We start from the raw sequence: 21,812 nt of genomic DNA on the forward strand, positions 1-21,812 counted from the left end.
GATGTCAATGCCGTCCAGCAGCCAGTGAAGTTGCTCGACCGAGAGAGGACCTGTCAGAAATTTTGTGTTTAGGGCATAACATGTCGCCAAGGAGCATGTATGCCACGCAAAACCAAGACCAGCCAGGCCGCCGACCGTGAGCTGCCGAGCATTCCCGAGGACCTGATCGCTCATTTCGTAAAAGGCCCGATGACCGCCGAGGCGGTGCAGGACGCCTCGATGGCGTTCAAGAAGGCCCTGATCGAGCGCGCCCTGGGGGCCGAGCTCGGCCATCATCTGGGCTACCCGGCTGGCGCCGAGCGCCCGGCCGGCACGGCCAACCAGCGCAATGGCAAGAGCGCCAAGACGGTTCTGACCGACGACGGGCCGCTGCGGTTAGACATCCCTCGCGATCGCGACGGCAGCTTTGATCCGATCCTGATTCCCAAGCACGAGCGGCGCTTCACCGGGTTCGACGACAAGATCATCGCCATGTATGCGCGCGGCATGACCTTGCGCGAGATCCAGGCGTTTCTGGCCGAACAGTACAGCACCGAGGTCTCGCCCGAGTTCATCAGTTCGGTGACCGATGCGGTCATGGACGAGGTGACCGCCTGGCAGGCCCGTCCGCTGGAGGTGATGTACCCGGTGGTGTTCTTCGACGCGCTGCGGGTCAAGATGCGCGAGGACGGCGTGGTGCGCAACAAGGCCGTCTACCTGGCCTTGGGCGTGCTGCCCGACGGCACGCGCGACATCCTGGGCCTGTGGATCGAGACTACCGAAGGCGCCAAGTTCTGGATGAAGGTGTTCAACGACCTGAAGACCCGGGGTACCCAAGACATCCTGATCGCGGTGACCGATGGCCTTAAGGGCATGGAACAGGCCCTGGCCGCGGTGTTCCCGAACACCACCCTGCAGACCTGCATCGTGCATCTGATCCGCAACAGCCTGGAGTACGCCAACTGGAAGGAGCGCCGCGCCGTGGCGGCGGCGCTCAAGCCCGTGTACACGGCCCCCACCGTCGAGGCCGCGCTGGCCGAGTTGGCGGCCTTCGAGAACGGGGAATGGGGTCGGCGGTATGCACCGATCGGCGCATCCTGGCGTCGCGCCTGGGATCAGGTGATCCCGTTCTTTACGTTCCCGCCGGCGATCCGCAAGATCATTTACACGACGGATGAAGTTGACAAGCGCGTGGTGTGCTTTCGCTCGTTTATGGCGTCCGTATTGGTGGCCACGGAGCGCGTACCGCACTTGCCTGCGGTCGCGCTTGCTTCCAGCGCGAGAACAGCCGTTGGTAAGCGTGCTCAGCTTGTTCGCCTGCCGCACGCTCCAGATCCCGGACGGACTTCAGATTGTAGGCGGCGGCAGACCCCTTGCGGCTACCGCGACGCGCAGGCATGCCTGCCTGCAGTTCCAGCTCACGGGTCTTGCGCGCAGTCAGCGCCGGGCGATCCCAGGCGAAGGCTTCGTTACGCGTGAGGACGTGCCACACGATGATCGCCACCTTGCGTGCCGTGGCAACAGCCGCGATCTGCTGACCGCGACGATCCCGGATACGAAGGAAGAAGGCTCGGACGGGGCCGGCCGTTTGGGCTGCGGCCCAGGCAGCGTCGACCAGCATGGCACGCGCATAGGAACGTCCGCGCTTGCTGATGTGTCCGTGCTTTGCTGGCTGCAAGCCGGATTGGTAGACCGAAGGATTGAGGCCAAAGTAGCTGACCAGTTTCTGCGGCGAACGAAAGCGAGCGATATCGCCAATGGCCGAGATCAACCCGATCGCAACGGTGGTGTTGATGCCGGTGATGGTCAGCAGCTTGCGCAGCCTGTCGTCCTGAATAGCGGATTGGGCCAGGACGCGCTCAACCTGCTGCAGATTCTCTGCCAGCCTGTCGAGCTCATGCAACCGCTGGTCAATCCCGATGCGCTCGTCCATGGGTAGCGGCTGAAGGCTCAGCCAGGCCCGCCCTTTCTTGCCAAACAGGTCTGTCGCAGGACACCGTGCGATGAGATGTGCGGCAAGGACAGCGTGAATCTCATTCTTGAGCCGCGTCCGCTGCCGCACGATCTGGGCGCGGCGCGACACCTGCCGTCGCATCGCTTGCGTGGCCTCGTCTGGAATCCACACCTCGGGCAGGAAGCCACTCGCATAGAGTTGCGCAAGGATCGCGGCATCGATCTTATCCGTCTTGACGCGCGCTTCTGCGATCAGGCGGACTTGCAACGGGTTGGCGACAATCACTTTGCCGACATGACCTGTCAGCACGTTCGCGATGGCGATCGTGTTGCCGGTCGCCTCGAGTACCACGTGGTCGTCGGGCTTTAGCTTGGCAGCAAAGTGTTCCAGCTCGTCGCGTCGCAGTCCGACGCGCCCGCCGGCGCGTAGCCGGCCATTCTCCAAATAGGCGATCTCGGCCACCGATCGCGATACATCCAGTCCTATCACTCGCATTGGCGTCTCCCATGGGAAACATCGCAAATGGGAGCCGGTGGGACAGCACGACAACTACGGATTCGCGCTCGCAGCGCAACCGGGCGGGTCGCAGGGGCGGCCAACTACTAACACGAGCTCGCAGCTCAACGTATATGAACGGCCTGCCCACCCGAAGTGCTCCCCGGTGCCCCTGTCCCGGATGGTCGAACCATACACCAAGTTACACGGTGAGGAGAGGAAGGGCACCGGTTCCTATCATGCCGGTTACCAACGCGATCGAGAGCATCAACGCGCAGCTGCGCAAGATCATCAAGACGCGCGGTCACTTCCCCAGCGACGAGGCGGCGACCAAGCTGCTGTGGCTGGCGCTGCGAAACATCACGGTGAAGTGGGGCAGTTCAACCCATGACTGGAAGGCTGCCATGAACCAGTTTGCGATCCTCTACGAGGAACGCTTCACCCACCCTTATCGTTAAGATATTGCTGGCTCACCGTTCCATCGACGGTGAGCCTTTACCTGCCCTGCACACAAAAAAACTGACAGGCCCCCGAGAGAGTCGCCACTGCCGCCCCACGCGGCCAGGCAAAACGGTCTGCCTCAAGTCGTTTCAAAAAAAGCCAATATCCGTTCCGGCCCCAGCCAAGCAGCTTGATCCGATCGGCTCGCCGATTGCGAAACACGTAGACCGCTTGTGCGAACGAATCGAGCCCCAGCGACTGCTCGACCAGCGCCGACAGACCATTGATACTCTTGCGGAAATCCACGGCTTCCCGGTGCAGGTAGACCTTCAGCCCTTCGTCGAAGCGGAACATCAGCTCGCCCCCAACGCTTCGATCATCGCCTTTACGAGTTCACCGTCACGCCCACCGCATGCGAGCTCAATCGCCACGCCGTTTGGCAACTTCGCACTCAGCAGCGCGACTGATCGCGACGGCTGAGGTTGCGGTTCAACTGCCACGGCCGTCGTGCGACTCGGCGCAGTGACCACAGCTTCGACTTCAGGGGATCGGATTCCCTGAACAACCGGCACGAACGCCGCCAGCGAACCGCGTTCCACTGCCTTCGATTCCCGATGCAGCCGAATCCATTTGCGCAGTTGATTGGCATTGACTTGAGCCTTGAGCGCCATGCCTGCCACCGATGCGCCAGGCCGAAGACACAGCTCAATCAAACGCCGTTTGGCCACCGGCTCGTAATCGCGTTTGCCATTGCGCCGGACACGCACTACTCGCAGTGGAAAGCAGTCAACATCAATATCGTCAGTGTTCATGGTTTGCGTTCGCAAAGTGTTTGCGGACGCAAGCCTGCCAAGACTCACCCTATAAAACTAGGACGCCGTTTCTCGGTCGCTTACATTCCATGGCACGGACGTTGCACATAGTCGATCCTGCGATGTACCTGCTCCCTTGCGAGCGTGAAGCATCCGCCAACGCCTAGGCGGTGTTGTCCGGAAACATACAGCGAATGTCGCGACGAGTAACCATAACTGCGGGCACCTCCGCTTCTGCCGCAATGCCTTGTGCGGCGAGGGAAAAATAAATGATTGCACGACTACATCACTGGATGATCGCTTTTAGTCTGCTAGCCGGTCTCGGCGGCTGTGGAGGGGGCGCTTCCGGCACAAATCATGAAACAGGCACTGCCCCAACCGTATCCGGAACCGTAGGAGGAGCTATTACTCCCATTCCACCGGCTACCCCACCGGCTACCCCACCGGCCGCACAACCGGGGACAGGAGGGAGGCCACCAGGAAAGGCGGTGCTGACGCCAGCAGTGCTCGTACCAACTGTCCGGTTTATAGAGCAGATGCCCGCTGAGCAGTTTGTCGGTCCGACCTACTCACCCGAAGGCGGGGAATATGACCTCGGCTCCGTCGTCGTGAGTACCGCTGACGTTTCACCGGCTGTTTTTCTCACTCGTATTCATGGCTGGATTCGCTATCCGGGTGCACCAGTGAACCCGTCCGGTACCGCGCCGACCTCCTATCCCGTGGTCATATTCCTCCATGGCATGCATAATCGGTCTGAGCCCAGCTTCGAAGGGTACGACTATCTGGCAAATGACCTTGTTGTGCATGGTTATGTCACGCTGTCAATAGATGCGAACGACATTAATGCGTTTTGCCCATCGACGGCGATTGGGTGTATTCACGGGGGAGCGGGCGATTATTCATCGCAGTCGCGAGGCCAACTGGTCCTTGCAACACTCGACCGTCTCAAGAAATTGAGTGATGGGGGTCAAACCACGACCGGTATACAGATCCCGAAGCAGTTGATTGGCAAGATTGATTTTAGCCGGATTGGCATCATGGGGCACTCCCGAGGTGGCCAGGGTATCAACGACGCCATCCAGCTTAATGATCGGCGCATTGGTGTCAGTCTGCAACAGCTACGCTCGGCCACCGCCGAACTGCAAAATGAAAAAGACAATTGGGCAGGTAATACCTGGTTTGCTGCGCCCGGCGCAGCCGTGACCACCGGCACAAAGGCGGCGTTCCTCACGACGCTCAACACCCTGATAGCCGAGCTAAGCGTGAACGGTCTATCTGATCAGGATCTGTCAACATTCCTCGACATGAATAACGTCATGCTTTCTCCTGAAGCGGGCGACTGGTCGAACACTCCACCGAAATATGTTTTCAAGGCCGCGCTCTCACTTGCGCCAACAGACAGCCAGTCCTACCGGAAGATCGCCAGCGTGCCCTTTGCCGCGATGGTGGGAACATGTGATGGAGACGTGAACAATTTGTCCGGAACACACGTGCTCGACAACAACCGCTTCAGCAGGGATCCTGCCGACTCGGCTCCGCGGTTCCAGATTGTGGTACGCGGGGCTAATCACAATTACTTCAATAGCCAATGGACAAAGGACGATTACAGCGGATTACAGGGAGATTACTGCTATGCAGACGCCACGCACGCGACCAGACTGGCTACAGCCGATCAGCAATCCATCGGGCTATTCGTGATCAACAGTTTCATGCGCAATTTCGTTGGGGGAGAAGCGGTGTTTGCTCCCTACTGGAATGGCACAGCCAGACTGCCAGCGGCGGCCTGTCCGGGGAGTCAGGCACCTTGTGATAACCGGGTGGTGCTGACGATTCAGATCAATGGAGTCAACGGACATAAAATGATTGCTCCATTCGACGAATATGGCCTGAACCAGCCCTACGACAGCACAATCTCGACCTTGCAGACGGGCGGTCCGCTGGACCTGATCGACGCATCCGCCTTTCGAGGTAACGTATACACTTGCGCGACGGATCTCACCCTGGGGGATGGAGCCATACCGACCTGTACACAGCCCTCGCCGACGGGGATATTCTTCAGGACAGGTCCTGAAGGCCCGCTTAGTACCTACGTAGGCGGGTTGCTGTCGATCGCCAATCAGGTTCAGTTCACACTGACCGGACCAAACATGACGCTGCCGGTTACGCTTAAGGAACCCGCGTACGGGCCAAGCGGCCAGCCGGTAACGGCAAACGCCCTGTCGACGGTTGGGTTTGACACATTAAGCTTCCGCATCGCAATGGTCCGACCCCAGCCCTCCGTTGAGGGAATGCTCGCGGCGCAGCAGGTGAGTGTCACACTCACCGATAGCAAGGGGCGCGACTCACCGGCGATACTGGTCAGTGACTTCTCCGACGCGCTGGACAGCAGCATGGGACTGTCGATTCCCCCCCAAAGCTCAATGCCCGAGTTGCTGAACATGGTGGCAATCCCACTCGACGCATTCGGGCCTGATCCCGCATCAAAAAGCACGTTCGATATCACTCAACTCAGCAAGCTGACCCTGAAGTTCGCCAATGCGCCCAATGATGGCACCGCGGTCTCCTTGACCGACCTCGAACTGCAGAATTTCGGACGCAACGTTCACTGAGTGTGTGCCGGCCTGAGCGCCTGCTCACGACTTTAGTTTCCGTTCGTCCAATTTTCCCAAGGTGGATTTTTATGCACCTCTGTCGCTAAGTGCACAAACGCGAATCGAGGGTGCTTGGCCGTTTAACAGGAAGCTGAATGCGCCACGACGCCAACCTATCAGCCCGGAGCGAAGGTTTCTGGCACGCGCGCAGCAGCATTCGCGGGCTGTGCGCGAGGCATCGGCGTGAGTCAGAAACGCGCTCATGCCCAAGCAGCCAGCAGTTTGCCGTGCGCCATCCACAGGTTTGACAGCGCGAACAAGGTTATGGGTTGCGCGGTGTTCTTCCTCAGCCCTCGATAGCGGACCTTGGTGTAGCCGAGCAGGCCTGTCGACAGGGATTCTCTGCTCTCTATCTGCGGGTGCCTCGACTGTTCGAGGAACTGCAGATCGCCCACGGCGACGGGAGCTTTACGCGCCGCCTGGCGCAACTCGCACGCATCGATGTTCTGGTGCTGGACGACTGGGGCCTACAGGAGCCTTCTGAAAGCGCTCGCGGCGATCTGCTGGAAGTTCTGGACGACCGCGTCGGTACCCGCTCGACCATCGTGACAAGCCAGCTCCCGATCGAGCATTGGCACCAGTGGTTGAATGATCCGACGCTGGCTGACGCCATCCTGGACCGGCTGGTCCACCAGGCGCACAAAGTGGCGCTCAAAGGCGAATCCATGCGCAAGCGCACGGCAACCGACGCCAAGAAACGGGTATCGTGATCACCTACGCTACAATCTCCTGACCGCGCAGTACCACCTTCCTTCCCTGATCACGTTCGCCGAAACCGCTGATCACCTTCACCGAAATCCGCAGTCCGAGCGGCGCGGATGCTCGGAAATGAGAGTGAACCGATACTGCCGAGCATTGGCTACGAAAAGAAGCAAGGAGACTGGATCCAGCGAATTTGTATTTACATTGCTGGAAGCGCTGTTCACCCATATCCGACAATGATGAGAATACTCGGATCGAACGCAGACCGGCGCTTCTCCGCTCAATCTGATTCTCCTACTCGGTCGGTGCGAGATGGAATCGCTTTAGGTGCGCAATAGTTGCTTGTGGAGCCGGGCTCCGTCCCTTTTGATTGGCTAACGCGGGAGCCCATTTCAGCGGATCAGGTAAGCACATGCGCGCGGAAGGAGTACCGTTGACTCCGAGAAGGATGAGAGTCTCCATCGCACCCATACGGCATCCCCTTATACGGAAGTAGGACCGTCTCCGCGGCGAGGCTTGGAGCTTGAAGTCCCGGGAATTTCGAGGTAAGGGGGTTGTTAACTTCGCCAGACTCGCGTTTACTCTCGGATTTTCGCGCAGCAATGAGCAACGAGTCGGGGGCATGGGTGGACGAGGAATTCGAGAGTCTGGATCTTGGTGATCCGGGGCGGGATCGGCGCGCCAAGGAGCTGCTCAAGCGGTTTGCGGCTCTGCCGACGGCGAGCATCCCCGGCGCATGCGATGACTGGTCGCAAACCATCGCGGCATATCGGTTTCTCGGCAATGAGCAGATCGATTGGCGGGACGTAATGCAGCCGCATTGGGAGCGCACTGCAGCGAGGGCCGCGCAGTTTCCGGTGGTGCTGTGCATCGCTGATACAACCGAATTGAACTTTAATGGCCAGGAGATCGACGGGCTGGGTCCGTTGACCTATGAAGCCCAGCGGGGCATGTTTTTGCATCCGACCTACGCGGTGACGCCTGACCGCGAGCCGCTGGGGGTGATCGATGCCTGGATGTGGGCTCGGGAGCCCAAGGACGCCGATGGCAACCGGGGCGGGATCAAGGAAAGCGTACGCTGGATTGAAGGATATGAACGGGTTGCGGAGCAAGCCGCGCTATTGCCGCAGACACGGCTGGTGTATGTGACAGACCGCGAGGGTGATATTGCCGAGTTGATGGCGCGCGCCCAGGAACTTGGCCAACCGGCCGACTGGTTGATCCGCAGCCAACACAACCGCAACCTGGCCGAGGGCGGCAAGTTGTGGGATAGCGTCGACGCCAGCCCGGTACTCGGGGAAATCACCTTTATCTTGCCAGGGCGAGCAGGCCAGAAGGCGCGCGAGGTCAAACAGGAACTACGCGCCCAGCGTATGAAGCTGCCGGGTCTGGTCGGAGCGGAGTTCACCTGTGTGGCGGCAAGGGAGATCGAAGCGCCCGCAGGCGTCAAGCCAGTGGTTTGGCGATTGGTGACGAACCGAGAAGCGCAGGACGCTGATGCGGTCAACGAACTTGTTGAATGGTATCGGGCAAGGTGGGAGATCGAGATGTTCTTCCATGTCCTGAAGACCGGCTGCAAGGTCGAGGCGCTACAGCTATCGCACATGGATCGTGTGGAGCGGGCCTTGGCGTTGTATATGGTGGTGGCATGGCGCATTGCCCGCCTGATGCGGTTGGGCAGAACCTGTCCGGATCTGGATGCGTCGCTGTTCTTCGATGCCGACGAGATTCGGGGGGCATACGTGCTCTCCAAGAAAGCTCGCCCGAAGACACCGGTCACACTCAATCAGATGATTCGGTTGGTTGCTTCCCTGGGCGGGTTCCTTGGGCGGAAGAACGATGGCGAGCCCGGCGCCAAGACGATCTGGATCGGCATGCAGCGAACCATGGACGCCGCGCTCACTATTCAAACACTGAGGGAAGAGTCATGACTTCCGTATAAGGAAATGCCCATACGGTTCAAGTGCCAACGGCACGGCCGCAGCCCCGAGTTTGAGCGCTTTGCGACATTTTGTAGGGTAAGGAACAAAAAGACCTTGCGGACTGACTTTAAAGTGCGTATAAGTCAAATGTCAGCAATAAGCGGGGGCTCAAATGGCAACATATAAAGAACTGATAGCGCAAAAGCAAGCGATCGAGGCTCAGCTTGAAGAGGCACGGGCGAGCGAGGTTGCCAGCGTCATCGAACAAATTCGTGATTTGATGGCGCAATACGACCTGTTGCCCGAAGATGTTGCGCCGCGGCGTCGTAGGGGACGGCCAGTCGGTGCTGCTTCAGCGCAGCGCGAAAAGGCGCCGCTGCCACCCAAGTATATGGACCCCAAGACCGCGAAGACTTGGTCCGGCAGAGGTCGAGCACCGGCATGGTTGGGCAAACGGCCTGAACGTTTTCTAATTCCGCAGGAGTGACGACACGCACGGGCGCTCAAATGCCCGGTGAAGCTAACGCTAGAAAGAGGGCATTTCGTAAAACCACTAGCAGGCTAGATAGCGTCAAGCAGGACGGCCGGTCCAGCGACAATCATTTTGGCCGGTTGGCCGGGATGATTGTCGGTGAGTGTTAGGTCATGGTTGTCGCTCCGTTATCGATGTCGCGGTGATTGTCGTTGTCGCTGGATGATTGTCGTCGGCGAGCAGACTGCTTGTCGCTTGCGGTGCGCCGACGGTAGCTTTCGACGTTCATTTCAAAGATCGTCGAATGGTGGACGAGTCGGTCAATCGCGGCGATGGTCATGCCGGGGTCAGGGAACACGTTGTCCCAGCCTGAGAACGGCTGGTTGGCCGTGATCAGCAGACTGCGCCGCTCATAGCGCTCGGCGATCAGTTCGAATAGGACACTGGTTTCGGCCTGGTCCTTGCGGGCGTACGACAGGTCGTCCAGGATGATCAGGTCAAAGCGGTCGAGCTTGGCCAGGGCTGCAGGTAACTGCAGGCTCTGCCTGGCTGCCTGCAGCTTCTGGACGATCTCGCTGGTACGCGTGAACAGTACCCTGTACCCAGCGTCGATCAGGGCATGCCCGATGGCCGATCCGAGGTGGCTCTTCCCACCGCCCGGCGGGCCGAAGATCAACACATTGGCACCTTTCTCCAGCCAGGAATCACCGCTCGCCAGTGCCATCACGTGCGCCTTGGAGACCATGGGCACAGCACTGAAGTCGAAGGCAGCCAGCGTCTTGGTTGGATCCAGGCGGGATTCGGTTCGGTGTCGTTCGATACGCCGCTTGGCCCGTTCGGCCAGTTCGTGTTCGAGCAAGGCGCCAAGCAGCCGGGTTGCCTGCCAGCTTTCCTTGTCGGCGCGCTGTGCGAACTCTGGCCAGAGCCGGCCAATGGTGGGCAGGCGCAGTTCGTTGAGCATCAACGTCAGGCGGGCGGCATCAATTGGGAGCGGCGCGTTCATGCTGCGACCCCCTGGCCCAGCAGGGCGTCGTAGCAACTGGTCGCCGGCATCTGGACATGGATGACGGGGTGATCGGCTTGCCGCGGCGAGAACTCCTCGCGCAGCGCTTCCAGATCCGGCAGATCACCATCGCCCAACATGGCTTCCAGGCGCACGGCCAGCACGGCTTCGATACCGTCCATGGCCGCCAGCTCAAGCAGGCCAACCATCGTCTTGCACGCGTCGCGTTGCGACAGCCGGGCATCAAGCTGCTCCCAGGTTCGCCGATAGGCCTCCCGAGGGAACAGATCGTCCCGGAACGCCAGGCCCTTGAAGGCCTGCGGCTTACGTTTGAGCCCCTCAATGAAGTGCCGATAGTCGATAGCGCGGCGGGTGCTGTGCGCGGCGTGGGAGCCCCGAGGAGTGCTGAACACCATGGCTCCGGACAGGTAGCAGTCCAGTCGGTCGCCGTACACACGCACCTTCAGACGGTGACCAATCAGGCGGGACGGCGCGCTGTAGAGGATGCCGCGCACGGTGAATGTGCTGCAACGGGTGACACGCGCTTCCTCTTCGGCAAAGTCCGTCGTGCGCCGGGGAGGCAGGTCCGTCAACTGCTCGCGCTCGAGACGGAACGCCGCTGCATGACGCCGGTTACGACGCATCACGACCTCGCGCAGGAGCGCCTCATAGGCGGCTCGATCCTCGAAGTCCCGGTGGCCGCGCAGCATCAGTGCCTGGTCGACAGCCTCCTTCAGATAGCGGTGGGATGATTCCACACTGCCGTTCTCGTGGCCCAGGCCGCGGTTGTTACGGGTGCCGGTCATCCCATAGTGGTCCAGCAGGGCTTCGTAGCGCGTTGTGAAGTCCTCCTGCTCCTTCAGGTTCTTGAACGCCGCCGAGAGGCTGTCGGTGCGATGTTCTCGCGGGCAGCCGCCGGCCTGCCAGAGCGCGTTCTGCAAGCCCGAGGACAGCGCCTCGAAGCTCTCTCCGCCTTCAACCACTTGGGCGTACTCCCAGCGCGAGAACGCGAACACGAAGTGATACAGGCGGTGAGGGAATGGAACGCCGGAGATGGTGATGCCCAGCGCCTGCATATCGGTGAAGTCCGACAGTGCCCGGATCCCCGGCGCGTGTTCCTGTGGGAAGAAGACTTCTTTGGCCGGTCCAGACACAGCCCGCCACTTGCTGATGCGCCGTTCGAGCGTGCGGCGCATGCTGTCAGGGTATTGGTCGGGATGGTCGTCCTGGAGCTTGCGCAGAATGGTGATGGCTTGCAGGCGCGGCTCGCTAGCAAGCATCGGCACGACCTCGGTGTCCCAGACCTCGACGAATGGATCGGGCCGCGAGCGCCAGTAACGGCGGGGCTTCTGCGAAGGCAGTTGGCTATCACGTTCGATACGCCGGGCACTGCGCACACTGATGCCGGCCTTGGCAGCGGCAATCTCCTGGGTATGCTGTTTGCGTTTGGACATGTAGAGGCTAACCTGTTGGTCGGTAATACGGGTTCCAGACATGGACTGACCGCTTATTGATGCGATCAGCCATCGTAGAACCCGGCCAACTCGGCGCCGCCGGTGGCGGAAACTCTCCGGCGGCTACGCCGCCTCCGAGTTCCCGCCACCGGCCAAGATGTTTGTCGCTACGCCGGACAAAATGATTGTCGCCGCCCAAGCAGGCTGCTGAAGTACTCATCGCTAGCGCGATGAGTACTTCAGCAGCCTGCTAGATGCTTTTCACTTCCGGAAGTCTCCCCCAAAGTTTATCTTCGCATACGAAAATGGATCCTTTGACGCATTTCCTTATACGGAAGTCATGACTCTTCCCTCAGTGTTTGAATAGTGAGCGCGGCGTCCATGGTTCGCTGCATGCCGATCCAGATCGTCTTGGCGCCGGGCTCGCCATCGTTCTTCCGCCCAAGGAACCCGCCCAGGGAAGCAACCAACCGAATCATCTGATTGAGTGTGACCGGTGTCTTCGGGCGAGCTTTCTTGGAGAGCACGTATGCCCCCCGAATCTCGTCGGCATCGAAGAACAGCGACGCATCCAGATCCGGACAGGTTCTGCCCAACCGCATCAGGCGGGCAATGCGCCATGCCACCACCATATACAACGCCAAGGCCCGCTCCACACGATCCATGTGCGATAGCTGTAGCGCCTCGACCTTGCAGCCGGTCTTCAGGACATGGAAGAACATCTCGATCTCCCACCTTGCCCGATACCATTCAACAAGTTCGTTGACCGCATCAGCGTCCTGCGCTTCTCGGTTCGTCACCAATCGCCAAACCACTGGCTTGACGCCTGCGGGCGCTTCGATCTCCCTTGCCGCCACACAGGTGAACTCCGCTCCGACCAGACCCGGCAGCTTCATACGCTGGGCGCGTAGTTCCTGTTTGACCTCGCGCGCCTTCTGGCCTGCTCGCCCTGGCAAGATAAAGGTGATTTCCCCGAGTACCGGGCTGGCGTCGACGCTATCCCACAACTTGCCGCCCTCGGCCAGGTTGCGGTTGTGTTGGCTGCGGATCAACCAGTCGGCCGGTTGGCCAAGTTCCTGGGCGCGCGCCATCAACTCGGCAATATCACCCTCGCGGTCTGTCACATACACCAGCCGTGTCTGCGGCAATAGCGCGGCTTGCTCCGCAACCCGTTCATATCCTTCAATCCAGCGTACGCTTTCCTTGATCCCGCCCCGGTTGCCATCGGCGTCCTTGGGCTCCCGAGCCCACATCCAGGCATCGATCACCCCCAGCGGCTCGCGGTCAGGCGTCACCGCGTAGGTCGGATGCAAAAACATGCCCCGCTGGGCTTCATAGGTCAACGGACCCAGCCCGTCGATCTCCTGGCCATTAAAGTTCAATTCGGTTGTATCAGCGATGCACAGCACCACCGGAAACTGCGCGGCCCTCGCTGCAGTGCGCTCCCAATGCGGCTGCATTACGTCCCGCCAATCGATCTGCTCATTGCCGAGAAACCGATATGCCGCGATGGTTTGCGACCAGTCATCGCATGCGCCGGGGATGCTCGCCGTCGGCAGAGCCGCAAACCGCTTGAGCAGCTCCTTGGCGCGCCGATCCCGCCCCGGATCACCAAGATCCAGACTCTCGAATTCCTCGTCCACCCATGCCCCCGACTCGTTGCTCATTGCTGCGCGAAAATCCGAGAGTAAACGCGAGTCTGGCGAAGTTAACAACCCCCTTACCTCGAAATTCCCGGGACTTCAAGCTCCAAGCCTCGCCGCGGAGACGGTCCTACTTCCGTATAAGGGGATGCCCCTAGCCTGCTTACTCCGCCATGGATATCGTCTGATTCAATGGTGGGTGCGATTCACGCGCTGGTGTCCATGGTCTGTCGGGGCTGCGAACCATTGAACTAAGTGTAAACGAGTGGTTGACTTTGCCTCGATGCCCTTCCTAGTATGAAACATGAATCATGTATCATGTTAAAGGCGGAGCGAAAGCCTGTCATAAATTAAGCAGTTGTCCTTAAAGTGCGAACCGGCTTGTTGCAGACCCCTTGGGTCAGGGCATTGCTGTGACTCGAAGAAATCAAAAAAGGGAGACACTATGCTGAGAAAGCGTTGGCGATACTTCGCGACCGGGTTAGTCACTCTTGCGACGATGCTGGGAGCGTTTTCGCTGCATGCAGCGACGGCGGGTCCCGGAGCGTGGAGTAGCGAGCAGACGTGGGCATCGGATGCCGTCAATGGTGGAAACCTGACCGGCTATTTCTATTGGCCGGCGAGCCAGCCTTCCACGCCCAATGGCAAGCGAGCTCTAGTTCTAGTGCTACACGGATGCTTGCAGACTGCCTCCGGCGACGTGATCAATAATGCCAGTGGGACCGGGTTCAACTGGAAATCGATTGGCGATCAATACGGTGCTGTCATTCTTGCGCCTAACGCAAGCGGCAACGTGTACTTCAAGCATTGCTGGGACTATGCGAATGCGTCGCCAAGCCGAACCGCTGGACACGTGGGCGTACTGCTGGATCTAGTCAACCGCTTTGTTGCCAATGCCCAGTATGCGATCGATCCCAATCAGGTATACGTGGCGGGCCTATCCTCTGGAGGCGGCATGAGCATGGTCCTGGGCTGCATCGCCCCGGACATTTTTGCCGGCGTTGGCATCAATGCCGGTCCGACGCCGGGAACCACGACGGCCCAGATCGGCTTCGTACCTAGTGGCTATACCGCGACGACGGCAGGCAATAAATGTAAGCAATGGGCCGGATCCAACGTGGGTAAGTTCACCAGCCAGATTGCCGGCGCCGTATGGGGAACCTCGGACTACACGGTGGCGCCGGCATATGGCCCGATAGCAGCCTCGGCCTTCCGCCAGCTCTACGGCGGCAGCTTCACCCAGGGATCTAAGGTATCGATAGCAGGGGGCGGCACAAACACCCCTTATATCGATAGCAATGGCAAAGTGCGCACCCACGAAATATCGGTCGCGGGCATGGCACACGCATGGCCCGCTGGAACTGGCGGCAACAACACCAACTATGTCGATGCCACGCATATCAACTACCCTGACTTCGTGATGGACTTCTGGGTTAAGAACAATTTGCGTGCTGGAAGCGGGTCTGGACAGGCGGGTTCGTCGCCGACTGGGCTGGCGGTCGCCGGGACGACCCTCAACACAATATCGCTGTCGTGGAATGCCGTAACAAACGCCAACAGCTACAACCTTTACCGCAATGGCACGAAGGTGGGCTCGAGCACGTCGACGAGCTACACCGATTTGGACTTGATAGCGGGTACTACGTACAGCTACACTGTGACGGCGATCGACGGCACAGCAGGGGAAAGCCAGCAATCTGCTGCTATCTCGGCAACAACAAAGACGAGTTTTTCTTGTACGGCGACCACCGGCACAAACTATGCGCACGTGCAAGCCGGTCGGGCACACGATGTCGGGGGGGGGGCTTACGCGAATGGCTCGAACCAAAGCATGGGATTAAATAATCTTTTCTATATCAACACTCTGGCTGAGACAGCCGCCGGATACTATGTGATTGGCAATTGCCCATAAGCAGCGGCACGATTGGAGTTGGGGGAGGCAATCTGTCAAAACAAACTTCTGAGAGAACTCATTGAAGCTATGTACGCGCCGTTCGGGAGGCGACCCCAGCTGCATTGGAAGCTTCCCCGATTCGCTACGTCCAATCCGCGCTCTGCACACGCTTCTGCAGGTCGGCCTGAAGCTTTCGATCAGCTTTGGCGAGGATCCCTTCGGCTCAGCCCAGGGAAATCAGTTTGGTTATAGCGTAGTCCTTCTGTCCAGCTTCGCTAAACGTTGGCACGTCGGGAGTGTCAGCGTGTATGCCGTATCGGTGACGGCCAGTGCCAGCCTCTGGCTGTGGGACTGCGGCCGGCGTTGGCCCTGCAGTCAATAAGGGAATGCTTGAGGCGGCTCCACGAATGGAGCGACCCCCTGAAAAGCCGGACACAGTCCCCACTTACAATAGCTGGTTGGGTGCGCTTGCGAAGCATGAGGCTCGGTATATCGGGCGCAATGCATTCGTTTCATCATTGTCCAACCACGAGTCTTGATTCCACGGTAGCGGACCCGCCGTGCGACCGGCGGTAGGCTGGGAGCGCGCGTGTTGCTGGCAACGGCGGCGTGCGAAGGTGCTCTGACAATGTAGTCCGACAGTGGGCAATATCGCGAGGTGTTGCGTAGAGGCTCCGAGCAGCGATGTGGCTCAGACGCTAGGCTGGCTGGTAGGAGCAACACATGTGAATCGCAGATAAACGATGCCCCGAGGCGATCTGCGAGGAGGCGTCACAACCCTCTATGCGGTTTGTCACACAGCGAACGGAGTCGCAACAAGTTCTATTGGCATTGCACCGTGTTAGGGATTCGATTATTCGCGACAGGCTGGGCACTACTAGAACGTGCATTTCTTATAGAGTTCGACATAAGCCTGCCGCTGGGCGGCACCGTGATGAAGCGCCTGCCAGCCGTCATTGCAGAACATTTGCTTCCGCCGCAGCTAGTAGGTAAGCGAGTAGCCAGTACCGTCTTGACGGCCGCAGCAGTTACGCTGGCGTAACCAGTTGCTCAGTGACGACCCACGGCATGAGTTCGTCGACGCGGTTGATCGGGTGATCCGCGATGCGTGCGAGCACGAAGCGTAGGTAAGCCTCGGGATCGACGCCGTTGAGTTTTGCCGTGCCGATCAGGCTGTAAATTGCAGCGGCGCGTTCCCCACCTGAGTCAGCACCCGCGAACAGGTAATTACGTCTTCCGATGGCCACCCCGCGCAGCGCACGTTCGACCGGCAGGTTGTCGATCTCCAGTCGTCCGTCGTCGCAATAGCGCGTGAGCGCCTCCCACCGGTTCAGTGCGTACAGGATCGCTCGACTCGTGTCAGATTTGCGCGAGAGCGTCTCCAACGTGGCTCTCAGCCACGCGTGGAGTTGATCGAGTAGTGGACGCGCTTGCGCCTGTCGATACGCCTGGCGCACATCGGGTGGTTTGCCCCGGATCTGCTCTTCGATCTTGTAGAGCGCGCCGATGCGTTCCAGGGCCTCGGTATTCAAGGAATTGGGGCGAGCTGCATACAATTCGTAGAACTGCCGCCGGGCATGGGCCCAGCACGCTGCTTCGGCAACCCGTCCCGTTTCGTAGATCGCCTGGTAGCCGCCGTAGGCATCGGCCTGCAACGTCCCGTTGAACGATTCAAGATGCTGCTGCGGGTGGATGCCCTTGCGGTCCGGCGTATAGGCAAACCAGACGGCCGGCGGAGTAGCATCGCCCGACGTCCGGTCGTCACGCACATACACCCACAAGCGTCCAGTTTTAGTCTTGCCATTGCCTGGCGCGAGCACCGGCACTGGCGTATCGTCGGCATGGAGCTTCGTCGCCGCCATGACGTGTCGACGCAGTGTGTCGACGAGTGGTTGCAGCAGCGCCGCACTGTGACCAACCCACTTCGCCAGCAACGAGCGATCCAGCTCGACGCCTTCACGCGCATAGATCACCGACTGTCGGTAGAGCGGCAGGTGATCCGCGAACTTCGCGACCAGCACGTGGGCCAGCAGTCCCGGGCCAGCCATGCCTCGCTCGATGGGGCGGCTCGGCGCAGCAGCCTGGGCGATGTGATCGCAGCATGAACACGCCAGCTTGGGTCGCACATGCCGGATGACCCGGAAGCTCGCTGGCACATATTCGAGCTGTTCGGAGACATCCTCGCCAAGCTGCTTCATCGGCGCACCGCATGCCGTGCAGGTATCACGTGATTCGGGCCAATGAGTCTGGAACTCGCGCGGCAGGTGTTCTGGCAACGGCTTACGTTGTACCTGTTCCGGTGCCGTACGCGGCGTCCTGTGGATCTCGATGGGTGCGGCACCTTCGTCGGCCTCGAGTTCTTCTAGGCGAAGTTCGAGCTGTTCGATCTGGCGGTCCAGCTTCTCCGAGCGACGGCCGAACTGCATGCGGCGCAGCTTTGCAATCAGCAACTTGAGATGCTCGATCTCCGCCTTGTCCGTTGCCGTCGCTGCCTTCTGCGATTCGACCACGTCTTGCAGATGCCCGATGCGGGCATCGCGCTCCAGCAAGAGGGCTTTGAGCGCTTCGATGTCGTCCGGGTACGCGTTCGCCGTCGTCATGCCAGCAGTCTACGCGCCGGCACTCAGGTTTACAACGCCGAGATCGGCTCCGCCGTGCGCACCGGCTGTCGCCAGTCGATGCCTTCCAGCAGCATTGAGAGCTGCGCCTGGCTCAGGCTGACGACACCTCCATCCGCACGAGGCCAGACGAAGCGGCCGCGTTCAAGCCGTTTCATCAGCAGACACATGCCATCACCGCTCCACCAAAGCACCTTGACCAGATCGCCTCGTCGGCCACGGAACACAAACACGTGGCCGCTGAACGGGTCCCGCTCTAGCACGGTCTGCACCTTCGCGGCCAGGCTGTTGAAGCCAGAGCGCATATCGGTCACACCAGCAGCCAGCCACACCCGCGTTCCAGCGGGAAGGCCCGGCATCACGAACCCACTCCCAGCAAGCTCGCCAGCACGAGCTGCAGGACATCAGGCTCGGGCTTGCCTTCGAAACTCACACGCATGCCACGACATTCGATGACGAGCCCGGTCGATCCAATCGGCTCCGGCCTCGGCGGCGATGCTATCTGAACGGGCAGGAATAATTCCGAAGGCTCGGATGCTGACGTCGCAGCTCGCTCATAATCCCGCCGCCACTTCGACACGAGATTCGCGTTCAGGCCATGCGAGCGCGCAACTTCTGCCAGTGAGCTTGCCGGGTCCAGCGTTTCCGCCACGACCTGCGTGCGGAATTCCTTCGAGTAGTTCTTGGAGCCTCGCCGGCGACCCCGCGCCTTGATTTCCATTTCTTCTGGTTCCCACCAAATTCTGGTGGGAACCAGATTGCCGCCTATGGCTCTTCATGAACAGACGGTGCTGGGGCCACGCTTACGCTAGTAGAGAGCCTCGAGCGCCTCCACACCCACTACAAGTATATCGATGCACAGATTGCGGAGATCGACAAAAAACTCGTACGTTAGCTTGCCGCCGACGATTTTGGGCAGCGTCTAATGAGGATCCTGGCATTGGGGTTCATTACTGCGAGCGTGCTATCAGCAGGAGCGGGTGACGGAAAGCAGTACCGCAACAGCCGAGATTTTGCGGCATCGATTGGCGTTGTGCCACGTCAGTACGTGCAGGCGGGAGAGCCAATCCGCTGGGGATCAGCAAGCGAAGAGAAAAGAACACCCGACGGCTGCTCTTACAATGTGCGCGGTCGGCGCGTAGACACTAGAGCGTGGTGGCTTGCGCCTTGACCAACAAGCTAGCTCGAGGCATGGGCTATCGCTGCGAAGCACACTCCATTCGATGCTTTTAATCGCCGGCCAGCCGCTGCCTGCATGAAACAAGAGAAGTCAAGGTCCGGTCGTAACCGTCCGACGGTCAGCGTTCTTGACGAGAGGGTTACCTTTAGGTGGCGGTTGAGCGGATCTGCTCTGCGACGCGATTGACGGGGTGGTCGGCGATGCGCGCAATAACGTGGCTCAGGTAGGCCTCGGGGTCGAGACCGTTCAGCTTGGCTGAGGCCACCAGCGAATAGATAGCGGCGCCGCGTTCGCCGCCACTGTCGGAGCCGAAGTGCAAGTAGTTCTTTCGACCGAGAGCAACAGCCCGCAACGCCCGCTCCGCGGCGTTATTGTCGATCTCAACGCGACCATCGCTGGCATACAGCGTTAGGGATACTCTGCACAAACGCGAATCGAGTGTGCTTGGCCGTTTAACAGGAAGCTGAATGCGCCACGACGCCAACCTATCAGCTCGGAGCGAAGCTATCTCGCACGCGCGAAGCAGCATTCGCGGGCTGCGCGCGAGGCATCGGCGTGAGCCAGAAACGCGCTCATGCCCCGGCAGCCAGCAGTTTGCCGCGCGCCATCCACAAGTTGGACAGTGCGAACAAGGTCATGAGTTGCGCGGTGTTCTTCCTCAGCCCTCGATAGCGGACCTTGGTGTAGCCGAACTGCCGCTTGATGACCCGGAACGGATGCTCGACCTTGGCCCGGATGCCCGCCTTGATTCGCTCGACCTGATCGACGAGCGCGCCAAGTGGTTTGCTTTGGTCCAGGACGCGACGTTTGCCTGGCTTCATCGCTACGTGCCAGTTCACGCCCGCCCGCGCGTCCGGACGCTTCTCCACGCCCTGATAGCCCGCATCGCCGAACGCGTCGGTTTCCTCTCCATGCAGCAGGCTGTTGCCCTCAACCACGTCGTTGACCTTGCCCGCCGTGCCCCGCACCGTGTGCACCAGCCCGCTTTCGGCGTCCACGCCAATGTGCGCTTTCATGCCGAAATACCACTGGTTTCCTTTCTTGCTCTGGTGCATCTCTGGGTCGCGTTCGCCCGACCCATTCTTGGTCGAACTCGGTGCGCTGATCAGTGTCGCGTCCACCACCGTGCCCGCGCGCAGCATCAATCCCTTGTCGCGAAGGATGTCGTTGACCAGCGCGAGGATCTGAGCGGCCAGCTTGTGCTTCTCCAGCAGGTGACGGAACCGCAGGATGGTGCTCTCGTCGGGCAGCCTCACCGTCCAGTTGTCCAGCCCGGCGAACTCCCGATACAGCGGCACGTCGTGCAGCGCTTCTTCCATCGCCGGGTCCGACAGGCCGAACCATTGCTGAAGGAAGTGGATGCGCAGCATTGCCTCGACCGCGAACGGGGGACGGCCGCGCTTGCCTTCCGGGGCGTACGGAGCGATCAGCATCACCAGATCGGCCCATGGCACCACACGGTTCATCTCGTCCAGGAATTCGCGCTTGCGGGTGCGCTTGGTCGACAAGTTCAGTCCAAGGTCAGTTTGTTTCATGCGCCACATGCTCGCTGGCTCGACGATTCATTGCAAGCACATCCGCCGGCTAATTGTGCAGAGCATCCTTAATTGCCGACTATATCCCTGAGAACCTGATTTGTCCATCTCGTGAAGGGTCATATGATGGCGGAGGCCGTTCAGGATGCCTCGATGTCATTCAAGAAGGCCCCTGATCAAACGCGCCCTGGTTACGAGCTGGGTCAACACCTGAGCTACCCGCCGGGCGCGCAGCGCCAGCCGGTCGGCTAATCAGCGCAGCCCAATGGCAAGCGCGCCAAGACCGTGCTAACCGAAGATGGCCGCTGCGGGTCGACATTCCGCGCGACCGCGACGGCTGCTTCGATCCGATCCTGATGCCCAAGCACCAGCGGCGCTTCACCGGGTTAAATAACAAGATCATCGCCATATATGTCCGTGGCATGACCGTGCGCCGAGATCCAAGTCTTCTGGCACATACGAACTTCACCGCCATCGCGCGAGCGGCGGAGAAGCCGTCAAGGTAAATGATGGAGCCGGAGCGAGCCGCAGGGGCGGCTCGCGGTGATGGCCATCACGCCTGTTGATCGCGATGGGGTGGATTGTTGATGGGCCTGCTAACGCCGCTGCTCACGCCGAGATTTTCGGGGCGGAGCTTGCTCGGCTAGTTGCAGTTGCGATTGGGCATGACGCCGGATCTGCACGAGGTAGTGCGATTCGACGAGCATCACAAGTTCATGGAAATAGTCCCGGACCGCTGCGGCGTCTGCGTCGGTTAGCTTGGGCAGCATTGGTCCGAGCCGGGGAAGAAAGGTCAGGTCTGTCATCGGATTCTCAGCGATTGCCGCGGCGGCTCTGGTATGCGGTATAGGTTTGAGGTAGAGCTTCTCGTCGATCTGCGACAGTTCGCATTGCGCGGCGGGGGCCAACAGTTCGCTGGCTAGGTTCATCAAGAGGCGATGGTTGCCGGCGGCGTGTTCGCCCAGGGTCTGGCGCAGCGGTTCGGTCATCAGGCTCGCGCTGCCGGCGCTGTCGAGCAAGTGGCTCCGGCATGTCTGTTCCATCGCCAGACGCGCGC

15 protein-coding genes and 8 pseudogenes are annotated in these 21,812 nt (G+C 60.1%); 10 read left to right on the forward strand and 13 right to left on the reverse strand.

Annotated elements, in window-relative coordinates; translation table 11 throughout:
• Positions 1–99: 99 nt before the first annotated feature.
• Positions 100–1,164: pseudogene (locus RALTA_RS28275) on the forward strand (IS256 family transposase); the annotation flags it as partial.
• 25 nt (positions 1,165–1,189) lie between these two features.
• Here the strand turns inward: RALTA_RS28275 and RALTA_RS29900 are convergent.
• A complete protein-coding gene (locus tag RALTA_RS29900) occupies positions 1,190–2,428 on the reverse strand; it encodes an IS110 family RNA-guided transposase (protein WP_012354672.1) in 1,239 nt (412 codons plus the stop codon).
• A gap of 236 nt (positions 2,429–2,664) precedes the next feature.
• On the opposite strand from RALTA_RS29900, the pseudogene RALTA_RS28285 reads away from it, so the two are divergent.
• Positions 2,665–2,886, forward strand: a pseudogene (locus RALTA_RS28285) (transposase); the annotation flags it as partial.
• Between the two features lie 37 nt (positions 2,887–2,923).
• Here RALTA_RS28285 and tnpB (RALTA_RS28290) read toward each other — a convergent pair.
• Both tnpB (RALTA_RS28290) and tnpA (RALTA_RS29905) read right to left on the reverse strand, forming a co-directional pair.
• The gene (gene tnpB / locus RALTA_RS28290) at positions 2,924–3,223 is read right to left on the reverse strand and encodes an IS66 family insertion sequence element accessory protein TnpB (protein WP_050976572.1); all 300 of its coding nucleotides are present in this window, start codon (positions 3,221–3,223) and stop codon (positions 2,924–2,926) included.
• A complete protein-coding gene (gene tnpA / locus RALTA_RS29905; protein ID WP_081479555.1) occupies positions 3,223–3,681 on the reverse strand; it encodes an IS66-like element accessory protein TnpA in 459 nt (152 codons plus the stop codon). The genes tnpB (RALTA_RS28290) and tnpA (RALTA_RS29905) overlap by 1 nt, the downstream gene beginning before the upstream one ends.
• Before the next feature lie 488 nt (positions 3,682–4,169).
• Between tnpA (RALTA_RS29905) and RALTA_RS28295 the strand changes: the two genes are divergently transcribed.
• On the forward strand, positions 4,170–6,290 hold the full coding sequence (locus RALTA_RS28295) for an alpha/beta hydrolase (protein WP_145987300.1): 2,121 nt from the start codon (positions 4,170–4,172) through the stop codon (positions 6,288–6,290).
• Between the two features lie 242 nt (positions 6,291–6,532).
• Here RALTA_RS28295 and RALTA_RS30545 read toward each other — a convergent pair.
• Positions 6,533–6,649, reverse strand: a pseudogene (locus tag RALTA_RS30545) (IS5/IS1182 family transposase); the annotation flags it as partial.
• Here RALTA_RS30545 and RALTA_RS28300 point away from each other — a divergent pair.
• The 3 genes and pseudogenes from RALTA_RS28300 to RALTA_RS29915 all read left to right on the forward strand — a co-directional run.
• Positions 6,647–7,042 (forward strand): annotated as a pseudogene (locus tag RALTA_RS28300) (ATP-binding protein); the annotation flags it as partial. The pseudogenes RALTA_RS30545 and RALTA_RS28300 overlap by 3 nt on opposite strands.
• A 594-nt stretch (positions 7,043–7,636) precedes the next feature.
• Positions 7,637–8,965: an IS4 family transposase gene (locus tag RALTA_RS28305; RefSeq protein WP_012354713.1), complete on the forward strand. Its 1,329-nt coding sequence runs from the start codon at positions 7,637–7,639 to the stop codon at positions 8,963–8,965.
• A gap of 163 nt (positions 8,966–9,128) precedes the next feature.
• Positions 9,129–9,443, forward strand: a complete 315-nt coding sequence (locus RALTA_RS29915; RefSeq protein WP_012354764.1) for an H-NS histone family protein — start codon at positions 9,129–9,131, stop codon at positions 9,441–9,443.
• 151 nt (positions 9,444–9,594) lie between these two features.
• Here the strand turns inward: RALTA_RS29915 and istB are convergent, their stop codons facing one another.
• The 3 genes from istB to RALTA_RS28320 all read right to left on the reverse strand — a co-directional run bounded on the left by istB (position 9,595) and on the right by RALTA_RS28320 (position 13,552).
• Positions 9,595–10,431 (reverse strand): IS21-like element helper ATPase IstB, encoded by an 837-nt coding sequence (gene istB / locus RALTA_RS28310; protein ID WP_012354406.1) that lies wholly within the window; start codon positions 10,429–10,431, stop codon positions 9,595–9,597.
• On the reverse strand, positions 10,428–11,927 hold the full coding sequence (istA, locus tag RALTA_RS28315; RefSeq protein WP_012354405.1) for an IS21 family transposase: 1,500 nt from the start codon (positions 11,925–11,927) through the stop codon (positions 10,428–10,430). The genes istB and istA overlap by 4 nt, the downstream gene beginning before the upstream one ends.
• Positions 11,928–12,223: 296 nt before the next feature.
• Positions 12,224–13,552: an IS4 family transposase gene (locus tag RALTA_RS28320; protein ID WP_012354713.1), complete on the reverse strand. Its 1,329-nt coding sequence runs from the start codon at positions 13,550–13,552 to the stop codon at positions 12,224–12,226.
• A gap of 475 nt (positions 13,553–14,027) precedes the next feature.
• On the opposite strand from RALTA_RS28320, the gene RALTA_RS29925 reads away from it, so the two are divergent.
• Positions 14,028–15,440 carry an extracellular catalytic domain type 1 short-chain-length polyhydroxyalkanoate depolymerase gene (locus RALTA_RS29925; RefSeq protein WP_306414580.1) on the forward strand — a complete coding sequence of 471 codons (1,413 nt, stop codon included), beginning with the start codon at positions 14,028–14,030 and terminating at the stop codon, positions 15,438–15,440.
• A gap of 732 nt (positions 15,441–16,172) precedes the next feature.
• A pseudogene (locus tag RALTA_RS29935) lies at positions 16,173–16,410 on the forward strand (IS110 family transposase); the annotation flags it as partial.
• A gap of 40 nt (positions 16,411–16,450) precedes the next feature.
• Here RALTA_RS29935 and tnpC read toward each other — a convergent pair.
• From tnpC to tnpA (RALTA_RS29940), 3 genes are read right to left on the reverse strand one after another with little or no spacing between them, the layout of a single operon-like run.
• Entirely contained in the window at positions 16,451–18,022 is a 1,572-nt protein-coding gene (gene tnpC, locus RALTA_RS28325) for an IS66 family transposase (protein WP_012354710.1), read from the reverse strand.
• A 29-nt stretch (positions 18,023–18,051) separates the two neighbouring features.
• The gene (gene tnpB / locus RALTA_RS28330; protein WP_012354502.1) at positions 18,052–18,399 is read right to left on the reverse strand and encodes an IS66 family insertion sequence element accessory protein TnpB; all 348 of its coding nucleotides are present in this window, start codon (positions 18,397–18,399) and stop codon (positions 18,052–18,054) included.
• Positions 18,399–18,761: an IS66-like element accessory protein TnpA gene (gene tnpA / locus RALTA_RS29940; protein ID WP_012354501.1), complete on the reverse strand. Its 363-nt coding sequence runs from the start codon at positions 18,759–18,761 to the stop codon at positions 18,399–18,401. Before tnpA (RALTA_RS29940) ends, tnpB (RALTA_RS28330) begins: the two co-directional genes overlap by 1 nt.
• An 87-nt stretch (positions 18,762–18,848) precedes the next feature.
• Between tnpA (RALTA_RS29940) and RALTA_RS30910 the strand changes: the two are divergent.
• Positions 18,849–19,268, forward strand: a pseudogene (locus RALTA_RS30910) (transposase); the annotation flags it as partial.
• A 97-nt stretch (positions 19,269–19,365) separates the two neighbouring features.
• On the opposite strand, the pseudogene RALTA_RS29950 reads toward RALTA_RS30910, so the two are convergent.
• A pseudogene (locus RALTA_RS29950) lies at positions 19,366–19,635 on the reverse strand (IS66 family transposase); the annotation flags it as partial.
• A 157-nt stretch (positions 19,636–19,792) separates the two neighbouring features.
• Positions 19,793–20,755, reverse strand: coding sequence for an IS5 family transposase (locus RALTA_RS28335; protein ID WP_012354594.1), 963 nt, complete (start codon positions 20,753–20,755; stop codon positions 19,793–19,795).
• A 53-nt stretch (positions 20,756–20,808) separates the two neighbouring features.
• Between RALTA_RS28335 and RALTA_RS30550 the strand changes: the two are divergent.
• Positions 20,809–21,234: pseudogene (locus RALTA_RS30550) on the forward strand (transposase); the annotation flags it as partial.
• Positions 21,235–21,351: 117 nt separating this feature from the next.
• Here the strand turns inward: RALTA_RS30550 and RALTA_RS30720 are convergent.
• Positions 21,352–21,812, reverse strand: a 461-nt coding sequence (locus tag RALTA_RS30720; RefSeq protein WP_193352082.1) for a hypothetical protein, incomplete at its 5' end; no start/stop codon positions are given.

It is taken from the genome of Cupriavidus taiwanensis LMG 19424 (assembly GCF_000069785.1).
GTDB classification, from domain to species: domain Bacteria; phylum Pseudomonadota; class Gammaproteobacteria; order Burkholderiales; family Burkholderiaceae; genus Cupriavidus; species Cupriavidus taiwanensis.